Origin of the sequence: Aeromonas allosaccharophila (assembly GCF_016026615.1) — a bacterium.
Classification (GTDB): Bacteria; Pseudomonadota; Gammaproteobacteria; order Enterobacterales; family Aeromonadaceae; genus Aeromonas; species Aeromonas allosaccharophila.
In genome coordinates this window covers 4,336,150-4,352,777 of sequence record NZ_CP065745.1, presented here as the reverse complement: position 1 = coordinate 4,352,777, position 16,628 = coordinate 4,336,150, and the positions used below count along the sequence as shown (strand labels likewise).

The 16,628-nt window shown below is 60.1% G+C and carries 13 protein-coding genes; 9 read left to right on the top strand and 4 right to left on the bottom strand.

What is annotated here, in order from left to right; all coding sequences use genetic code 11:
- The first annotated feature begins 167 nt into the window (after positions 1–167).
- The 3 genes from prmA (at position 168) to I6G90_RS20020 (ending at position 2,873) form a co-directional block, all read left to right on the top strand.
- The gene (gene prmA / locus I6G90_RS20030; RefSeq protein WP_005338919.1) at positions 168–1,046 is read left to right on the top strand and encodes a 50S ribosomal protein L11 methyltransferase; all 879 of its coding nucleotides are present in this window, start codon (positions 168–170) and stop codon (positions 1,044–1,046) included.
- 219 nt (positions 1,047–1,265) lie between these two features.
- On the top strand, positions 1,266–2,207 hold the full coding sequence (locus tag I6G90_RS20025) for a D-2-hydroxyacid dehydrogenase family protein (protein ID WP_197928926.1): 942 nt from the start codon (positions 1,266–1,268) through the stop codon (positions 2,205–2,207).
- Positions 2,208–2,309: 102 nt separating this feature from the next.
- Positions 2,310–2,873 (top strand): sugar O-acetyltransferase, encoded by a 564-nt coding sequence (locus I6G90_RS20020; protein WP_197928924.1) that lies wholly within the window; start codon positions 2,310–2,312, stop codon positions 2,871–2,873.
- Between the two features lie 368 nt (positions 2,874–3,241).
- Here the strand turns inward: I6G90_RS20020 and I6G90_RS20015 are convergent, their stop codons facing one another.
- A complete protein-coding gene (locus tag I6G90_RS20015; RefSeq protein ID WP_197928922.1) occupies positions 3,242–3,790 on the bottom strand; it encodes an NAD(P)H nitroreductase in 549 nt (182 codons plus the stop codon).
- 105 nt (positions 3,791–3,895) lie between these two features.
- Positions 3,896–5,923, bottom strand: coding sequence for an oxidoreductase (locus tag I6G90_RS20010; RefSeq protein ID WP_197928920.1), 2,028 nt, complete (start codon positions 5,921–5,923; stop codon positions 3,896–3,898).
- 318 nt (positions 5,924–6,241) lie between these two features.
- Here I6G90_RS20010 and sppA point away from each other — a divergent pair, with 318 nt between their 5' ends.
- The gene (sppA, locus tag I6G90_RS20005) at positions 6,242–8,086 is read left to right on the top strand and encodes a signal peptide peptidase SppA (RefSeq protein WP_197928918.1); all 1,845 of its coding nucleotides are present in this window, start codon (positions 6,242–6,244) and stop codon (positions 8,084–8,086) included.
- 91 nt (positions 8,087–8,177) lie between these two features.
- Here the strand turns inward: sppA and I6G90_RS20000 are convergent, their stop codons facing one another.
- Positions 8,178–9,098, bottom strand: coding sequence for a L,D-transpeptidase family protein (locus I6G90_RS20000; RefSeq protein ID WP_042656694.1), 921 nt, complete (start codon positions 9,096–9,098; stop codon positions 8,178–8,180).
- A gap of 521 nt (positions 9,099–9,619) precedes the next feature.
- On the opposite strand from I6G90_RS20000, the gene I6G90_RS19995 reads away from it, so the two are divergent.
- The 5 genes from I6G90_RS19995 to I6G90_RS19975 all read left to right on the top strand — a co-directional run bounded on the left by I6G90_RS19995 (position 9,620) and on the right by I6G90_RS19975 (position 15,900).
- On the top strand, positions 9,620–10,645 hold the full coding sequence (locus I6G90_RS19995) for an ABC transporter permease subunit (protein ID WP_197928916.1): 1,026 nt from the start codon (positions 9,620–9,622) through the stop codon (positions 10,643–10,645).
- A gap of 109 nt (positions 10,646–10,754) precedes the next feature.
- A complete protein-coding gene (locus I6G90_RS19990; RefSeq protein ID WP_197928914.1) occupies positions 10,755–11,798 on the top strand; it encodes an ABC transporter permease in 1,044 nt (347 codons plus the stop codon).
- A gap of 151 nt (positions 11,799–11,949) precedes the next feature.
- Positions 11,950–13,767 (top strand): extracellular solute-binding protein, encoded by a 1,818-nt coding sequence (locus tag I6G90_RS19985; RefSeq protein ID WP_197928912.1) that lies wholly within the window; start codon positions 11,950–11,952, stop codon positions 13,765–13,767.
- Between the two features lie 31 nt (positions 13,768–13,798).
- Entirely contained in the window at positions 13,799–14,857 is a 1,059-nt protein-coding gene (locus I6G90_RS19980; RefSeq protein ID WP_197928910.1) for an ABC transporter ATP-binding protein, read from the top strand.
- Complete coding sequence (locus I6G90_RS19975; RefSeq protein ID WP_197928908.1) at positions 14,854–15,900, top strand: ABC transporter ATP-binding protein; 1,047 nt, start codon at positions 14,854–14,856, stop codon at positions 15,898–15,900. Before I6G90_RS19980 ends, I6G90_RS19975 begins: the two co-directional genes overlap by 4 nt.
- A 101-nt stretch (positions 15,901–16,001) precedes the next feature.
- Here the strand turns inward: I6G90_RS19975 and I6G90_RS19970 are convergent, their stop codons facing one another.
- Complete coding sequence (locus I6G90_RS19970; protein ID WP_005349421.1) at positions 16,002–16,613, bottom strand: YitT family protein; 612 nt, start codon at positions 16,611–16,613, stop codon at positions 16,002–16,004.
- Between the last annotated feature and the right edge of the window lie 15 nt (positions 16,614–16,628).

The following is a 16,628-nucleotide window of genomic DNA, read 5'->3' as shown; positions in this document are numbered from 1 at the left end:
GCAAAGCGTTCAGCGAAAACCGGTCGTCTTCGCCTGCATAGAGCAATACAGGAACCGTGCCAATCCGGCAAAAGCCCCCGTATCCCTCCACGTCATGGGCAAACCACGACAGCACTGCCCCATGATGGTAGAATCTCGCGGTTTCACATTTATGAAGAGTCGACGCCATGCCCTGGATACAAATTCGAATCAACGCCACTGCCAAGACCGCAGACAAGGTGAGCAACATGCTGCTGGGGCGTGGAGCCCAGGCGGTGACCTTTATGGATGCCAAGGATGTGCCCGTCTACGAACCCATGCCCGGTGAAACCCCGCTCTGGGGCGAGACCGAAGTGATGGGTCTGTTCGATGCCGAAACCGATCCGGCCCCCACCATCGCCTTCTTCCAGCAGATCTTCGGCGAAAACGTCGGCTACAAGGTCGAGCAGCTGGAAGACAAGGATTGGGTGCGCGAGTGGATGGATCACTTCCACCCGATGCAGTTTGGCGAGCGCCTCTGGATCTGCCCGAGCTGGCGCGATGTGCCGAACCCCGATGCGGTCAACGTCATGCTGGATCCGGGTCTGGCCTTCGGTACCGGTACCCACCCCACCACGGCACTTTGCCTGCAGTGGCTGGACGGGCTGGATCTGACCGGTAAAACCGTGGTCGATTTTGGCTGTGGCTCCGGCATTCTCGGCATCGCCGCCCTGAAACTGGGTGCAGCCCGCGTTATCGGCATCGACATCGACCCGCAGGCCATTCAGGCCAGCCGTGACAACGCCGCGCGCAACGGCGTTGCCGACCAGATTGAGCTCTATCTGCCGGCCGACCAGCCGCAAGATGTCGAAGCGGACGTGGTGGTCGCCAACATCCTGGCCGGCCCGCTGCGCGAACTGGCACCGCTGATCGCCGGTCACGGCAAAGCGGGCAGCCTGATGGCCCTCTCCGGCGTGCTGGAGAGCCAGGCTCCGGAGCTGGAAACCATCTACGGTCAGTGGTTCGAGATGGACCCGACCGCCGTCAAGGAGGAGTGGTGCCGCCTCTCCGGCCGCAAGCACGGCTAAGCTCGGTCAGCTTTGACGCCAACCTCATGCCATCAGGGCTCCCGTTCGGGAGCCCTGATTGTTTTGGCCTGCCGAACCCACCGCCGTTGATGCTCACTGTTGATACGAAGAGGTTTGAAGGCGATATGGCACTTCTCGAACACTCTCATTCGAAGGCACTACTCACCCAGTTTCCGTTAAGATGGATCCCCAACTAAACGCTATCGAGAGGGATTTCTTATGCGGATTGCCATTCTGGATGACTATCAGGATCAGGTGCGTCACCTCCCCTGCTTTGCGCTGCTGGCAGCTCATGACGTCATCATTCTCAACCAGAGCGAACCCGATCCGGCGCGACTTGCCGCCAAGCTGACAGGCGTGGAAGCGCTGGTGCTGATCCGCGAGCGCACCCGCATCGACGAACAGCTTCTGATTCAACTCCCCTCCCTTAAACTCATCAGCCAGACCGGCAAGATCAGCCAGCATATCGATCCCGCTTTATGCCAACGCTATGGGGTAACCATTGCCGAAGGCATCGGCAGCCCGGTAGCACCTGCCGAGCTCTGCTGGTCGCTCATCATGGCTGCCTCGCGCCATATTCCCGCTTACAGTCATGCTCTGAGCCAAGGCCAGTGGCAACAGTCCGGAGATCTGGGCCTGGGCCGTACCCTGCAAGGGTTAACCTTGGGTATTTGGGGCTATGGCAAGATAGGCCAGCGGATCGCCCGCTACGGCAAGGCATTTGACATGTCGGTGTTGATATGGGGCAGTGACGCTTCGCGCAAGCAGGCCGAACTGGATGGCTATGCCAGCGCCTCCAGCAAGGAGGCGTTTTTTAGTCAGGCCGATATCCTCTCACTGCATCTGCGCCTGAGCGAGGCTACCCGCAGCTGTGTGACCCGCGCAGACCTTACCCGCATGAAGGGAGACTCTCTGCTGGTCAATACCAGCCGGGCCGAGCTTATCGAGCCGGGCGCGCTCTATGCCGAGCTCAGTAGCCATCCAGAGAAACGGGCTGCACTCGATGTATTTGACACCGAACCGGCCACACAGGAGAACGAGCCCCTGCTGCGCCTGCCAAATGTACTGGCGACGCCTCATCTCGGCTATGTCGAGCAAAACAGCTACGAACTTTACTTTCGCGTGGCTTTCGAGAATGTGCTGGCCTTTGCCGAAGGCTGACCCGCCAATCTGGTTCTGCCCGTATCGGGCGGGTGATCACGTTACTTCTGCCGTATTGGCGCCAATATCCAACCTTCCGGCAGATAAAGGAAAGTAACCGCCATGAACGAATATCAGAAGATGATCAGCAGCCAGCCCTATAACTGCATCGATCCGGAATTGATGGCGATACGGCGCGAGGCGGCGGCACGCTACCGCAGTTTCAATCGGGCAGAGGAAGAGGATGAACAGCGGGCTCTGCTGGAGGAGCTGGTAGGCGAGCTGGCAGAAGGAGCCTTTATCTGCCCACCCCTCTACTGCACCTATGGCCGCCACATCCACCTTGGCAAAAACAGCTACATCAACATGGGTGCCACCCTGCTGGACAACGCGCCCATCCGTATCGGGGCCGACGTGATGATCGGGCCAAACGTGCAGATCTATACTGCGGCCCACTCACTGGAGGCCGATGAACGGGTGCAAGGGGTCGAGACGGCGTTGCCCATCACCATTGAAGACAGGGTCTGGATCGGTGGTGGAGCCATCCTGCTGCCCGGCGTTACCATAGGACGAGAGGCGATTGTCGGGGCCGGAGCCGTGGTCACCAAAGATGTGCCGGCAGGTGCCAGAGTGGCGGGCAATCCAGCCAGAATACTGCCAGCCAAGAGAGTGGAACGAGCCAGCTGACACATCACTGCAACCATGCGCAGCCCGTGCCAGCGAACGCATAACCCCATAAAAAATAAAGCCCAATGTCACGAAGACGTTGGGCTGTTTAAAAAGGTGCTACGGAATTGCGACTCTCATCGCAGAAAAATTAGAAGGAGTGCCCTTCTAAACTGGCAAGAGGGATATTAATAGATGCGAAAACGTTTTACATAGCGAAATACACCAGGATTGAGAGGCGTATCTCACTATTTAAATAATTACCTGCTACGCCCTGCCGACCCCCTTGGAGCCGTTTATTTTCTCCCGCCACTCTGGTTACTATTCACGGTTAAACAAAAAGCCCCTGCACTGAGGGGCTTTCTCTTTTTGACTATTTACCGAGCAACCTAGAAGTGGCGGACAAACTGCTCGATAGGCAGTTCACGCAGCTTGCGCGCCTCCAGCATGGGGGTGCCGAGGTAGAGGAAACCCACCAGCTGATCTTCTGCCGCCAGCCCCAGTCCCTTGTTGATCTGCTCGTCGAAGATAAACCAGCCGGAGCGCCAGATGCCGTTGAAACCCTGTGCCTGCGCCGCCATCTGCATCGCCATCAGGGCGCACCCGGCGGAGAGCTCCTGCTCCAGTTTCGGCACCTTGGGGTGCTCCTGATAACGGGTTGCCACCGCCACGACCAAGGGCGCCCGCAGCGGCGCTTCGCTGCACTTCTTGACGCTATCGTCATCCTCACCGCGGGCACGGGCCGCCTCGGCCAGCAGCTTGCCCAGCCGCTCGCGGCCCTCCCCCTCAAACAAAATGAACTGCCAGGGAGTCAGGGTGCCGTGATCCGGCGCGCGCAGCCCCGCCTTCAAAATATTGTCGAGCACCTCGCCGGCAGGAGCGGGATCGGCGAGACGGCCACAGGAGTGGCGGTTGAGCAGCAGGGTGAGGGCATCCATGGGCAATTCCTTCTTGGGCAATGATGGCGCTACCTTAGCACAGCGCCGAATGAAGAAAACCCCTGAAGCTCAGGGGTTTATCTCATTCATGATGGCGGGGAGAGATTAGATGACAGCGGCCAGTTCGGCGCCCTGTCTGATCGCCCGCTTGGCATCCAGCTCGGCAGCCACATCGGCACCACCGATGATATGCACCGGCTTGCCAGCGGCCTGCAGACCGGCCTGCAGCTCCTTGAGCGGCTCTTGTCCGGCGCAGATGATCACCTGATCCACCGGCAGACACTGTTTGGTCTCGCCCACCTGAATGTGCAAGCCCTCATCATCGATCCCCAGATATTGCACCCCGGAGAGCATCTGCACCTTGCGGTTCTTGAGCACGGTACGGTGGATCCAGCCGGTGGTCTTGCCAAGACCGTCACCTACCTTGCTCTCCTTGCGCTGGAGCAGCCAGATCTGGCGCTCGGGCGCATCGACTTCAGGAGTGGTGAGGCCACCACGCTCGCCAAGCTGCTTGTCGATGCCCCACTCCTTGAGCCAGTGATCACGATGCCCCTCGGCATCCATCTCCACCTTCTTCTCGACCAGATACTCAGCAACATCAAAGCCGATGCCGCCAGCGCCGATCACCGCCACCTTCTGGCCGACCGGCTTGTGATCCCGCAATACATCGAGGTAGTTCATCACCTTAGGATGCTCGATCCCCGGAATATTGGGAGTGCGCGGGCGGATACCGGTGGCGAGGATCACCTCGTCAAAGCCGCCGCCGAGCAGGGTCTCGGCACTCTGGCGCTGGCCGAGGTAGAGCTCGACACCACACTTCTCCAGCCGCTTGGCGAAATAGCGCAGGGTCTCGTAGAACTCCTCCTTGCCCGGGATCTGCTTGGCGAAGTTGAACTGGCCGCCAATCTCGCTCGCCTGATCGAACAGGCTCACCTGATGACCGCGCTCGGCAGCGTAGCAGGCAAAGGCCAGCCCGGCCGGCCCCGCCCCCACCACCGCCAGCTTCTTGGGCTGTGGGACGCGGCCAAAGGTCAATTCGGTCTCGAAACAGGCGCGGGGATTGACCAGACAGGAGGCTCGCTTCTGCTTGAAGACGTGGTCGAGGCAGGCCTGATTGCAGGCGATGCAGGTGTTGATCTCGTCCGCCCTGTCCTCGACCGCCTTGATGACAAATTCAGGGTCAGCCAGGAAGGGGCGCGCCATGGAGACCATGTCCGCCTCGCCGCCTGCCAGAATGCGCTCGGCCACCTCGGGAGTGTTGATCCGGTTGGTAGTGATGAGGGGCACCTTGAGGTGCTTTTTCAGCTCGGCAGTCACCCAGCTGAAAGCGCCGCGCGGCACGCTGGTGGCGATGGTGGGAATGCGCGCCTCGTGCCAGCCGATGCCGGTATTGATCAGGGTCACCCCCACCGCCTCCAGCGCTTTGCCAAGGGCGATCACCTCTTCCAGGGTGGAGCCCTGCTCCACCAGATCGAGCATGGAGAGGCGGAAGATAATGATGAAGTCGGTACCGACCCGCTCGCGGATGGTGCGGACAATCTCCACCGGGAAGCGCATCCGGTTTTCGCTGCTGCCGCCCCAGCCATCGGTCCGTTTGTTGGTGCGCTCGCAGATGAACTGGTTGATGAGATAGCCTTCCGAGCCCATTACCTCGACGCCGTCATAACCGGCCGCCTTGGCCAACGCTGCTGTAGCCGCGAAGTCGCGAATGGTGCCGCGGATCTGTCGCTCGCTCATGGCGCGTGGCTTGAACGGGGAGATGGGTGCCTTGAGGGCGCTCGGGGCCAGACTGAAAGGATGATAGGCGTAACGACCGGCATGGAGGATCTGCAGCGCTATCTTGCCCCCCTCCTGATGCACGGCGCTGGTCACCTTCTTGTGCTTGCTCACCTGCCAGGGAAAGCTCAGCTGAGAGCCGTGAGGCACCAGCCGACCGCGCAGGTTGGGGGCAATGCCGCCGGTGACGATAAGGCCAACACCACCACGGGCGCGCTCGGCATAAAAGGCGGCCAGCTTGTCAAAACCGCCCTTCTCCTCTTCGAGGCCGGTATGCATGGAGCCCATCAACACGCGATTGCGCAGCTGGGTAAAACCGAGGTCAAGGGGCTTCAGCAGATGGGGATAGCGACTCATGATGCCTTCCTCTTTAAGGCCAGGGTGCATGGAACAACGCCCAACACCCGGTTGCGCAGCTGGGTAAAACCAAGGTCGAGCGGGGTCAGCAGGGTCGGATAGCGGCTCACGATGCCTCCAGTTAATTTTTTGTTATCAAACTGAAGCTAGAGTAAAGAATCGAAAATTCTTTTTCAAACAAATGTTTGGACAATTTTTCAGCGAACAGCCGTGCCCTGAACGAAGATAGGCGGGATCCGCCAGTCGGAAATGGCAATTTCGCCCGCAACTGGTTAATAATGGCTCTTCTCTACCCATTAACAGGGCGATAACGCGACTATGTCTATTTTCAAAGGTCTGGGTTGGTTGTTCCGCAGCCTGTGGCGCCTGCTCAATTTCACCCGGCTGATGCTGGTCAATCTGCTGTTTCTCATCGTAGTGCTGGTCATCGTCTTCAGCGTCAGCCAGAAAGAGGCCCCCAAGGCGCCCATCGAAGGGGCGCTAACCCTCAATCTCAACGGCGTGCTGGTGGAGCAACGCTCCCAGACAGATCCCACCGTACAACTGCTGCGCCAGATGGACAGCAGCGACGAGCAGCCGAGCGAGATCGTCCTCTCCGACCTGCTGTGGGCCATCAAGAGTGCCAAGGATGACGAGCGCATCAAGGCGCTGGTGATCAAGCCACAAGGGCTGCAGGGAGCCAACTTCAGCAAACTGCAGGAGGTGGCGAGTGCCATCGACTCCTTCCGGGAGAGCGGCAAACCGGTGATCGCCATGGCCGACTTCTACACTCAAGGCCAGTACCTGCTGGCGGCCCACGCCGATCACGTGCTGCTCAACCAGAGCGGCGCCGTGGTGATCGAGGGGCTTGGGGTCTACCAGACCTACTTCAAGTCGGCGCTGGAGAAGCTCAACATCACCCCGCATGTATTCAAGGTCGGCACCTACAAATCCTTCGTCGAACCCTATACCCGCGACGAGATGTCCCCCGAGAGCAAAGAGGCGAACCAGCGCTGGCTGGATCAGCTGTGGCAATCCTATGTGGCCGATGTCGCCGAGCAGCGGGAGATCGAACCCGATGCGGTCGCACCGGGCAAGGATCGCTTCCTCGAGCTGCTGCGCAAGGCCGGTGGCAATGCCGCCAACTACGCCCTCGACAACGGGCTGGTGGATCAGCTGGCCACCCGCGACGAGATGACCCAGGCGGTCATTAAAGAGGTGGGTGAAGCGGACGACCACGGCTGGAAAGGGGTCGGCCTGAAAGAGTATCTGGCTGCCATTCCGGAACAATATCCCCAGAGCGGCAAGGATGAGGTGGGTCTGGTGGTCGCCAGCGGCGCCATCATGGATGGCGTCCAGCCTGCCGGAACCATCGGCGGCGACAGCCTCTCCGACCTGCTGGCCGATGCCCGCCGCGATGACAAGGTCAAAGCCGTGGTCCTGCGGGTCGACAGCCCCGGCGGCAGCGCCTTCGCCGCCGAGCAGATCCGCGCCGAGCTGCTGGCCCTGAAACAAGCTGGCAAACCGGTAGTGGTCTCCATGGGCAGCTATGCCGCCTCCGGTGGCTACTGGATCTCCGCCGATGCGGACAAGATCTTCGCCTCCCCGACCACCCTCACCGGTTCCATCGGGGTGTTCGGCATGTTTGCCACCATCGACAAGGCGTTGGCCCAGTTCGGCGTGCATACCGACGGGGTTGGCACCACAGATTACGTCGGCGTCGGCCCGACCCGCGCCTTGCCGGATCACGTCGGTCAGGCCATCCAGCTGAGCGTGGAAGATACCTACCAGCGCTTCATCGGTCTGGTCAGCAAGGGCCGCGGTCTGAGCCCGGAAGAGGCCGAGAAAGCGGCCGAAGGTCGGGTCTGGACCGGTGAGGATGCCAAGGCCCTGGGTCTGGTGGACGAGTTCGGCAATCTGGATGACGCCATCAAGGCCGCCGCCGACCTCGCCAACCTCAAGGAGTGGCAGGTGAGCCCCATCGAGCAGGAAGAGTCCACCAAGGACAAGTTCCTGCGCCAGCTGTTTGACAGCAGTGCCCAAATGTTAGCTCCCCAGTTGCAAAGCTGGCTGCCGGCTGGATTTGGCAAGGCATGGGTGGAAGTGAACCGCAGTCTCGACCCGCTCACCCGCTTCAACGATCCGCAAGGCACCTACGCCTTCTGCCCGGTCTGTGTGCAGTAAGCAAGCGGCGAATGCCCCATAAAAAACGGCGACCAGATGGTCGCCGTTTTCTTTATTTTACGAGTGCCAGCAGCACCGCCAACTTGCTCAATCAGGGATTGAGACGGGTCGGCATACCGGTACGCTGTTCCAGTACCTGCTTGACCACGTTGGAGTCAGACTCGGCGTGGGCGATGAAGCGGGTGATGGCCGGGGTCATCGGGAGCGGCACGGAAGCGGTGGAGTTGAACTCCTCTTCGTTGCGCGACAGCGGCTCGTGCACTTCCATGTAGCGACCGCCATCCGGCTCGACCGTGGTCTTGACCGGCTGGTTGACGAACTGGACGCGGGTGCCGACCGGCACGTTGTCGAACAGATACTTGATGTCGTCAGCGCGCAGACGCACACAACCGCTGCTCACCCGCAGACCGATGCCGAAGGTGGCGTTGGTGCCGTGGATGGCATAGAGGTTGCCGATGTAGAGGGCGTGCAGACCCATGGGGTTATCCGGACCCGCAGGCCATACTGCTGGCAGGGTCTTGCCCTGGGCGGCATAGCGGCGACGGATGTTCTCGGTCGGGGTCCAGGTCGGGTTGGCGCGCTTGCGCTCTACCTTGGTGATCCAGTTTTCCGGGGTGTTGACCCCCAGCTGGCCGATGCCGATGGGCAGCACTTCCACCACGTTCTTCCCTTTCGGATAGTAGTAGAGACGCATCTCGGCGACGTTGATGACGATCCCTTCGCGCGGCGCGTTGGGCAGGATCAGCTGATGGGGGATGATCAGGGTGCTACCCGCCTTCGGCAGATAGGGATCAACGCCCGGGTTGGCTTCCATGATGTTGGTCAGACCCAACTGGAAGTCGGAGGCGATCTGCTCCAGCGGACGGTTGTCCGCAGGCACCACGTATTGCTGGTTTTCACCGATCAGGCGGCTGTTGGCCGCAGGCAGACGGTACTCGACGGCGGCAGCCTGCTGGCTGACCAGCGCAAATGTGCATAAAAGGGCCGAAGCGGCAGTGCGAAGGGGATTCATAAAATTCCTGTGTGGTTTCCTGTACCAAATGGGCCGGAGGCCGTCTTATCCTCGGTCTGCCGGTGGCGGGTCAACCTGCACCACGGCGCCAATAACCGAGCGCGCATTCTTTCCTGAGTCGGCCAAAATTTCAACTTCGATATGTTGCTTTTCTTGTTAAAAGTGGCCGTTTTCGGTGTGACGCTTATCAACAGTGCAAAAGCCACCCTAGCAAGTCGCAGCTGAGAGAAAGATGAACGGTACTGGTGCCCAGCCAGCAGGCCCCCGCTTACCCGTCAACCACTCGCTGCGCCACCAGGTGTCATGGTTGCAGCAGTGGTTGAAACGTTTGTCACATTCGGGGAGATAAGCCAATGCAGGCGGTGGCAGCTTATTGCCGTGAAAGAGGCCACGTTGCCCTTCCAACCATGATTATTTGATTGATCTGGCTTGGGTTTATGTTTACCAATAATCAGTAGCGCGAAGCGACCATACACCGGATGTGACAGGCCGCCGCAGAACAACAAGGACGAGGTTCCACCATGCTGTCGTATTTCCTACGTCGGATGCTTTTGATCATCCCGACGTTTCTCGGTATCACCCTGCTCGTCTTCACCATCACCCGTTTCGTGCCGGGTGGACCGGTCGAACGCATGCTGCTGCAAGCCCAGGTTTCCCAGAATGAATCCGGCCGCTCCAGTGGCAGCAAGGGGGCGCAGGCCCTCTCCGATGAACAGATCGAGGAGCTCAAGGCCTTCTATGGCCTCGACAAGCCGATGCTGGTCGCCTATTGGGAGTGGCTGCAGAAGCTGGCGGTACTCGATCTGGGTGAATCGACCCGCTACTACGAACCGGTGTGGGACCTCATCAAGGATCGGCTCCCCGTCACCGCCTTCTTCGGGCTGGCGACCTTTCTGCTGAGCTATGCGGTCTCCATCCCGCTGGGTGTGGCCAAGGCCCTCAGGCACAACAGCCGCTTCGACTCGTTAAGCTCCATGCTCATCTACATGGCCTATGCCCTGCCCGCCTACGTGGTGGGGATCTTCCTCATCACCGTCTTCGCCTTCCATCTGGAGTGGCTGCCGATGGGTGGTTTTCCGGGGGACGATTTCGATTCCATGGAGAGCAGCTGGGATAAGATCCGCACTGTCTTTGCCCACGCCCTGCTGCCGCTCATCGCCTACGCCATCGGTGATTTCGCCATCCTCACCATGACCATGAAGAACAGCCTGATGGAGAACCTGTCGGCAGATTACGTGCGTACCGCCGTGGCCAAGGGGCTGCCGTTTCGCAAGGCGGTCACCGACCACGCCATGCGCAACAGCCTGATCCCCATCGCCAGTCACTTGGGGTCCGTGCTCACCGTTTTCTTTGGCGGCTCCTTCCTCATCGAGACCATCTTCAACATCGACGGCATCGGCCTGCTCGGTTACGAGGCGATCGTCGAGCGGGATTACCCCACCGTCATGGGTATTCTGGCCATCACCTCGATGCTGATGCTGGTGGGCAATATCGTCTCCGATATCTGCGTGGCCCTTGTTGATCCGCGCGTGCGGTTTGGAGAGTGACTATGAACCAGCCACCTCTTGCCATGCCGATGCTGATATCACGCTATATCGTCTCCGATATCTGCGTTGCACCTCCTGTTGACCCCCGCGTGCGGTTTGGAGACTAACCATGAAGCTCAATCCGGTTACCTTGAAAAAACTCAAGCGCTTCAAGTCGATCAAGCGTGGTTACTACTCCTTCATCATCTTCACCACCCTGGTGCTGCTCTCCCTGCTGGCGGAGCTGCTGGTCAACAGCCGGGCGCTGATGGTCAGCTATCAGGGCCAGCTGCACTTCCCCACCTATGGCGATGTGATCCCCGGCCAGCAGTTCGGGCTCGGCTACGAGTACGAAACCAACTACCGCCAGCTCAAGGCCAAGTTTGCCGCAGAGGGTCAGGGTGACTGGGTGTTGCTGCCTCCGGTGCCCTGGAATCCCTACGAGCAGGATTTCAAGGAGGATGCCTACCCGCCCTACGCCCCCAGCGCGGCTGAGCGCCACTTCCTCGGCACCGACACCAGCGGCCGCGATGTGCTGGCGCGGCTGGTTTACGGCTTTCGCATCGCCATCGGCTTTGCCTTTATCGCGCTGGCGGCCAGTTACGCCATCGGGGTCACCATCGGCTGCCTGATGGGCTTTCTCGGCGGCCGCTTTGACCTCATCCTGCAACGCTTTATCGAGATCTGGTCCCAGGTGCCGTTTCTCTACGTCATCATGATCCTGGTGTCGCTGGCCAAGCCCAACTTCGGCCTGTTTGTCGGCATCAACGTGCTGTTCGGCTGGATGGGGATCACCTGGTATATGCGCACCCTCACCTACAAGGAGCGGGCGCGTGACTATGTGATGGCGGCGCGGGCGCAAGGGGCGACTACCGGGCGGATCATCTTCCACCACATCCTGCCCAACACCCTGATGATGATCGTCACCCTGGCGCCATTCGCCGTGGTGGGCAATATCTCCACCCTGACGGCGCTCGACTATCTGGGCTTCGGGCTGGCTCCGCCGACCCCGAGCTGGGGGGAGCTGCTCTCCCAAGGCATCAACAATCTGGATGCCATCTGGATCGTCAGTTCGGTGGTGGCAGCGGTGAGTCTGGTGCTGATCATGGTCTCCTTTATCGGTGAGGCGATCCGCGAGGCGTTCGATCCGCGCAAATTTACCCGTTACCAATAAGCCAGCCGGTACCAGCGTGCATCGGCAGGCGTCGGGTAACGAACAGTGATTAATGAAGGACGGGCCGCCCCCATCGGCGGTCCCGGGAGCAAGGGATAATCCCGTTATCAATCAAGACCCCCAGTGCAGGGGCCAGACCAGGAAGTCAAACATGAAAAATAAAATCAAATGGATAGGTGCTCTCTTTGTGCTGGTGAACGGATCCTGGGTCTGGGCCGCCAGCCTGCCCGCGGATCTCAAATGGGAGACCAACGACACGGATCCGGTGTTCGCCTCACCCAAGGCGCTGCCGGGTGGCAGCCTCAATATGTTTGTCGACAGCTTCCCGCTGACGTTCCGCACCGTGGGGCCTGACTCAAACGGTTCGTTTCGTTCCTTTATTCTCGATAACCAGTTGCGGCTCATCAGCTTCCACCCCAATACCGGCAACCCCATCCCCTCGCTGGCGACCCACTGGGCCATCGCACCAGACAGCCAGACCGTCTACTTCAAGCTGGATCCCCGCGCCAAATGGTCGGATGGCAAGCCGGTCAATGCTGACGACTACACCTTCGGCTACGAGATGATGCGCTCCAAACACATCAAGGGGCCCTGGTTCAACAACTACTACACCACTGAAGTGGTCGCGGTAGAGAAGATCGATGATCACACCATTATGGTCAAAGCGGGCAACCGCAAGGCCAAGATGGACCTGCTCAACACCACCGAGCTGTGGCCCCAGCCCAAGCACTACTACAAGCTGACCCCCAACTGGGTGAAGCAGTACAACTGGGCCGTGGTGCCCACCACAGGTCCCTACGTGATCAGCGACGTCAAGAAGGGCAAGTCGGTCACCTTCAGCAAGCAGCAGGATTGGTGGGCAAAGGATGATCGCTACAACCAGCACAGATTCAACATCGACACCATCAAGGTGCAGGTGATCCGCGACCACAACATCGCCTTCCGCCACTTCCTGAAAGGGGAGATCGATTCCTTCGAGATGATCCTGCCCAACTGGTGGCATGAAAAAGCGGTCACCCCGGAGTACAAAAAAGGCTACGTGCAAAAGGTAATGGCCATGACCGATACCAAACAGGGCGGTCAGGGGGTTCACCTCAATGTGGCCAACCCCAAGCTGGCGGACGTAAACGTGCGCCTCGGCATCCAGCACGCCTTCAACATCGACAAGATGATCGAGACCGTGCTGCGCGGCGACTATGACAGAGCCACCACCTTCGACTCGGGCTTTGGCGAGTTCACTGACATCACGCTGCCGGAGCGGGCTTATGACATCGGCAAGGCGCGGGAGTACTTTGCCAAGGGCGGCTACAACAAGCCGGGGCCGGACGGCATCCTGCAAAATGAGAAGGGTGAGCGGCTGACGCTGGCACTCACCTACACCAGTCAGGAGCACTCCAAGCGACTGACCGTGCTGAAAGAAGAGGCCAAGAAAGCGGGTCTGGATCTGGAGCTCAATCTGGTGGATGGCGCCACCGGCTTCAAGGTGATGCTGGAGAAGAAACACGAGGCGGCTTGGCTCGGTTGGGGCGGCGGCGGTCTCTATCCGCAATATTGGGAGTTTTTCCACTCCGCCAACGCCAACAAACCGCAGACCAACAACCTGTTCAACGTGGCGGACAAGGAGCTGGACGCGCTGATAGATGCCTACAACGTCGAATTCGACATGGCCAAGCGGGCCAAGCTCTCCCAGCAGATCCAGCAGCGCATCTATGATCTCGCCATTTTCGTGCCCGGGGTGCAGCTCAACTATGTGCGGGCCAGCAGCTGGCGTTATGTGATGCTGCCGGAGGTGCCTGCCACCAAGAACACGCCGGATCTGCTCTACTGGCCGATGGACGGTTATCCTCACAGTAGTGGCGGTCTGCTCTGGCTCGATCCCAAGGTGAAGGAAGAGACCCGCAACGCCAAGGAGGCAGGGGAGGCGCTGGCGCCCATCAACCTGCTCGACAAGACCTATGCACGTCATTGATATTCAGGCCATTGCGAAGGGAGCAGCCGTTATGCCCAACACTCAGGCCCCCATTCTTGACGTACCGGATAACGGGGGGAAGTTCGCCGTTGATCACGGCCAACACCCAGCCCCAATCCTCGAAGTTCGCGATCTAGAGGTGGAGTTCGCCGTCGATGACGGCAAGATCAAGGTGCTCGACGGGGTCAGCTTCAAGGTGGCCCCGGGTCAGACGCTGGGGATCGTCGGCGAGTCCGGCTGTGGCAAGAGCGTTACCTCGCTCGCCATCATGGGGCTCTTGCCCAAACCCCACGGTCAGGTGGTAGCAGGCTCCATCCGCTTTCAGGGGGAGGAGCTGCTGTCCCTTGCGCCGGATCAGATGTACAAGGTGCGCGGCAACCGCATCTCTATGATCTTTCAGGAGCCGATGACGGCCCTCAACCCGGTGCAGACGGTCGGTGAGCAGCTGATGGAAGTGTTTCGCCTCCATCGCCCCGAGTATGACAAGGCCCAGCGCAAAGCCGCTGCCATCGCCATGCTGCAGAACGTGGGGATCCCGGAACCGGCCCAGCGCTTTGCGGTCTATCCCCACAACCTCTCCGGCGGCATGCGCCAGCGGGTGATGATCGCCATGGCGCTCTCCTGCGAGCCGGACCTGCTTATCTGCGACGAGCCGACCACGGCGCTGGATGTCACCATTCAGGCCCAGATCCTCGAGCTGATGAAAGAGCTGCAGGCCCAGACCGGGATGGCCATCATCTTTATCACCCACGATCTGGGGGTAGTGGCTGAGCTGTGCGACGAAGTGGTGGTGATGTATGCCGGGCGGGCGGTAGAGCAGGCCGACGTGTTCGAGCTGTTTGACCACCCCCGTCACCCCTATACCCACGGCTTGATGAGCTCGATCCCGCGACTCGAGGATGAGCCCAAGAGCCTGCTCAAGACCATCAAGGGACAGGTGCCAGCCCTGCACGAGATGCCCGCTGGCTGCCGCTTCTCCAACCGCTGCCCCCATGCGACCGACCTCTGCATCAGCGCCATTCCGGCGGTGGAGCAACTCAATCCGCGTCACCATGTCGCCTGTCACTACTGGAAGGAGTTGACCGTATGAGCACTCTGTTATCGGTCAGGGATCTGAAACAGCACTTCCGGCTGGGAGGCGGCTTCCTGCGCAAGCAATATACGGTTCACGCGGTGGATGGCATCAGCTTCGACCTGAAACAGGGGGAGACGCTGGGGCTGGTGGGCGAGTCGGGTTGCGGCAAGTCCACCCTCGGACGCAGCCTGCTCAAGCTGTTCGAGCCGACCGCGGGCACCATCACCTTCGAGGGGCGCGATATCACCACCCTCAGCCCGAAGGAGATGCGCTCCCTGCGCCAGGAGATGCAGATGGTGTTTCAGGATCCTGCAGAATCCCTCAACAGCCGCCACACCGTGGGCCAAATTTTGGAGGAGCCCTTTATCATCCACGGCAAAGGCAACACTGAGCAGCGGCGCGGCTGGGTGCAGGAATTGCTGGCGAAAGTGGGCCTGCCGGGCAGCGCAGTCGATCGCTACCCCCACGAGTTTTCAGGCGGTCAGCGCCAGCGCATCGGCATCGCCCGTGCCATCGCCCTCAAGCCCAAGCTGCTGGTGTGCGACGAGGCGGTCTCGGCCCTCGATGTCTCGGTGCAGTCGCAGATCGTCAACCTGCTGCTCAGCCTGCAGCGGGAGATGAACCTCTCCATCATCTTCATCGCCCACGATCTGTCGGTGGTCAAACACATCTCGGATCGGATTGCGGTGATGTATCTGGGACGGATCGTCGAACTGGCGGATGCCCAGTCGCTCTATCTGGCGCCCCGTCATCCCTATACCCAGGCGTTGATCTCCGCCATTCCGGTGCCGGATCCGCGCAGGCGCAGTCAGCGCATTCTGCTGACCGGCGATGTGCCCTCCCCCATCTCGCCGCCAAGCGGCTGCCACTTCCACCTGCGCTGCCCCCATGCGACCGAGCTGTGCAGAAGCAAGGCACCAAGGCTTGAGGTGTGCGATGAGGCCCATCATCAGGTGGCCTGCCACACCCCGCTCGCCGTCGGTGGTCACGCCATCAGCGGCAACGCCATCAGTGACAACGCTACGAGCGGCGACAGCAGACTGGAGCAGGCGAGCTAGGCGCAGCGAACAAACGCCAGGGTAGAAACAGACGAGGCGGCCATCAGGCCGCCTCGTGCTATCGGGTCACTCTTGTCTTATCGAGCCACAGCCGCTGCCCGTCAGGCAATCTGGTAGCGGCCCGGCTTGTGGTTGAGTGTCAACACCAGATTACAGATAACCGCCGCCACGATGGAGAGCGCCAGGATCCAGGGCTGAACCACGAAAAACGAGGCGACAACAATGGCGCAATCGAGCCCCATCTGCAACTTGCCTGCCCGGATGCCAAAGCGATCCTGAATAAAGAGCGCCAGAATGTTGAAGCCCCCCAGACTCGACTTGTGGCGAAACATGATGAGCAGACCCATGCCAATCAGGGTACCGCCGATCAACGCTGCATAGAGGGGCTCTATCTTGCCGATCTGTAGCACGCCGTTGAGGTGATCAGTCATGTAGGAGACCGCTGCCACCGAGACAAAGGTGTTGAAGGTAAAACGTGGCCCCATCCGCAGCCATGCCAGTGCATAAAAGGGCAGATTGATGCCGAAAAACAGCAGGCCAAAGCTGATGCCGGTCACCTTTTGCAACAACAGCGCCAGCCCGGCAGTGCCGCCAGTGAGCAGGCCAACCTGATGAAACAGAAAGATGCCGAGGGAAACAAAGCCGGCCGCCGTCAGCAGGGCCAGCACATCCTCATAAATGGGATGGGCAGTGCGAATCGAGGTGTTGTCCATAACCTGTATCCAAGC

Excerpts from the sequence above, each read along its gene's own strand:
- I6G90_RS20000 (WP_042656694.1), bottom strand. The coding sequence starts at position 9,098 with ATGAATCCCCTTCGCACTGCCGCTTCGGCCCTTTTATGCACATTTGCG.
- I6G90_RS19980 (WP_197928910.1), top strand. The coding sequence starts at position 13,799 with ATGCCCAACACTCAGGCCCCCATTCTTGACGTACCGGATAACGGGGGG.
- I6G90_RS19975 (WP_197928908.1), top strand. The coding sequence starts at position 14,854 with ATGAGCACTCTGTTATCGGTCAGGGATCTGAAACAGCACTTCCGGCTG.
- I6G90_RS20010 (WP_197928920.1), bottom strand. The coding sequence starts at position 5,923 with ATGAGTCGCTATCCCCATCTGCTGAAGCCCCTTGACCTCGGTTTTACC.
- I6G90_RS20020 (WP_197928924.1), top strand. The coding sequence starts at position 2,310 with ATGAACGAATATCAGAAGATGATCAGCAGCCAGCCCTATAACTGCATC.
- I6G90_RS19985 (WP_197928912.1), top strand. The coding sequence starts at position 11,950 with ATGAAAAATAAAATCAAATGGATAGGTGCTCTCTTTGTGCTGGTGAAC.
- sppA (WP_197928918.1), top strand. The coding sequence starts at position 6,242 with ATGTCTATTTTCAAAGGTCTGGGTTGGTTGTTCCGCAGCCTGTGGCGC.
- I6G90_RS19990 (WP_197928914.1), top strand. The coding sequence starts at position 10,755 with ATGAAGCTCAATCCGGTTACCTTGAAAAAACTCAAGCGCTTCAAGTCG.
- prmA (WP_005338919.1), top strand. The coding sequence starts at position 168 with ATGCCCTGGATACAAATTCGAATCAACGCCACTGCCAAGACCGCAGAC.
- I6G90_RS19970 (WP_005349421.1), bottom strand. The coding sequence starts at position 16,613 with ATGGACAACACCTCGATTCGCACTGCCCATCCCATTTATGAGGATGTG.
- I6G90_RS20015 (WP_197928922.1), bottom strand. The coding sequence starts at position 3,790 with ATGGATGCCCTCACCCTGCTGCTCAACCGCCACTCCTGTGGCCGTCTC.
- I6G90_RS20025 (WP_197928926.1), top strand. The coding sequence starts at position 1,266 with ATGCGGATTGCCATTCTGGATGACTATCAGGATCAGGTGCGTCACCTC.
- I6G90_RS19995 (WP_197928916.1), top strand. The coding sequence starts at position 9,620 with ATGCTGTCGTATTTCCTACGTCGGATGCTTTTGATCATCCCGACGTTT.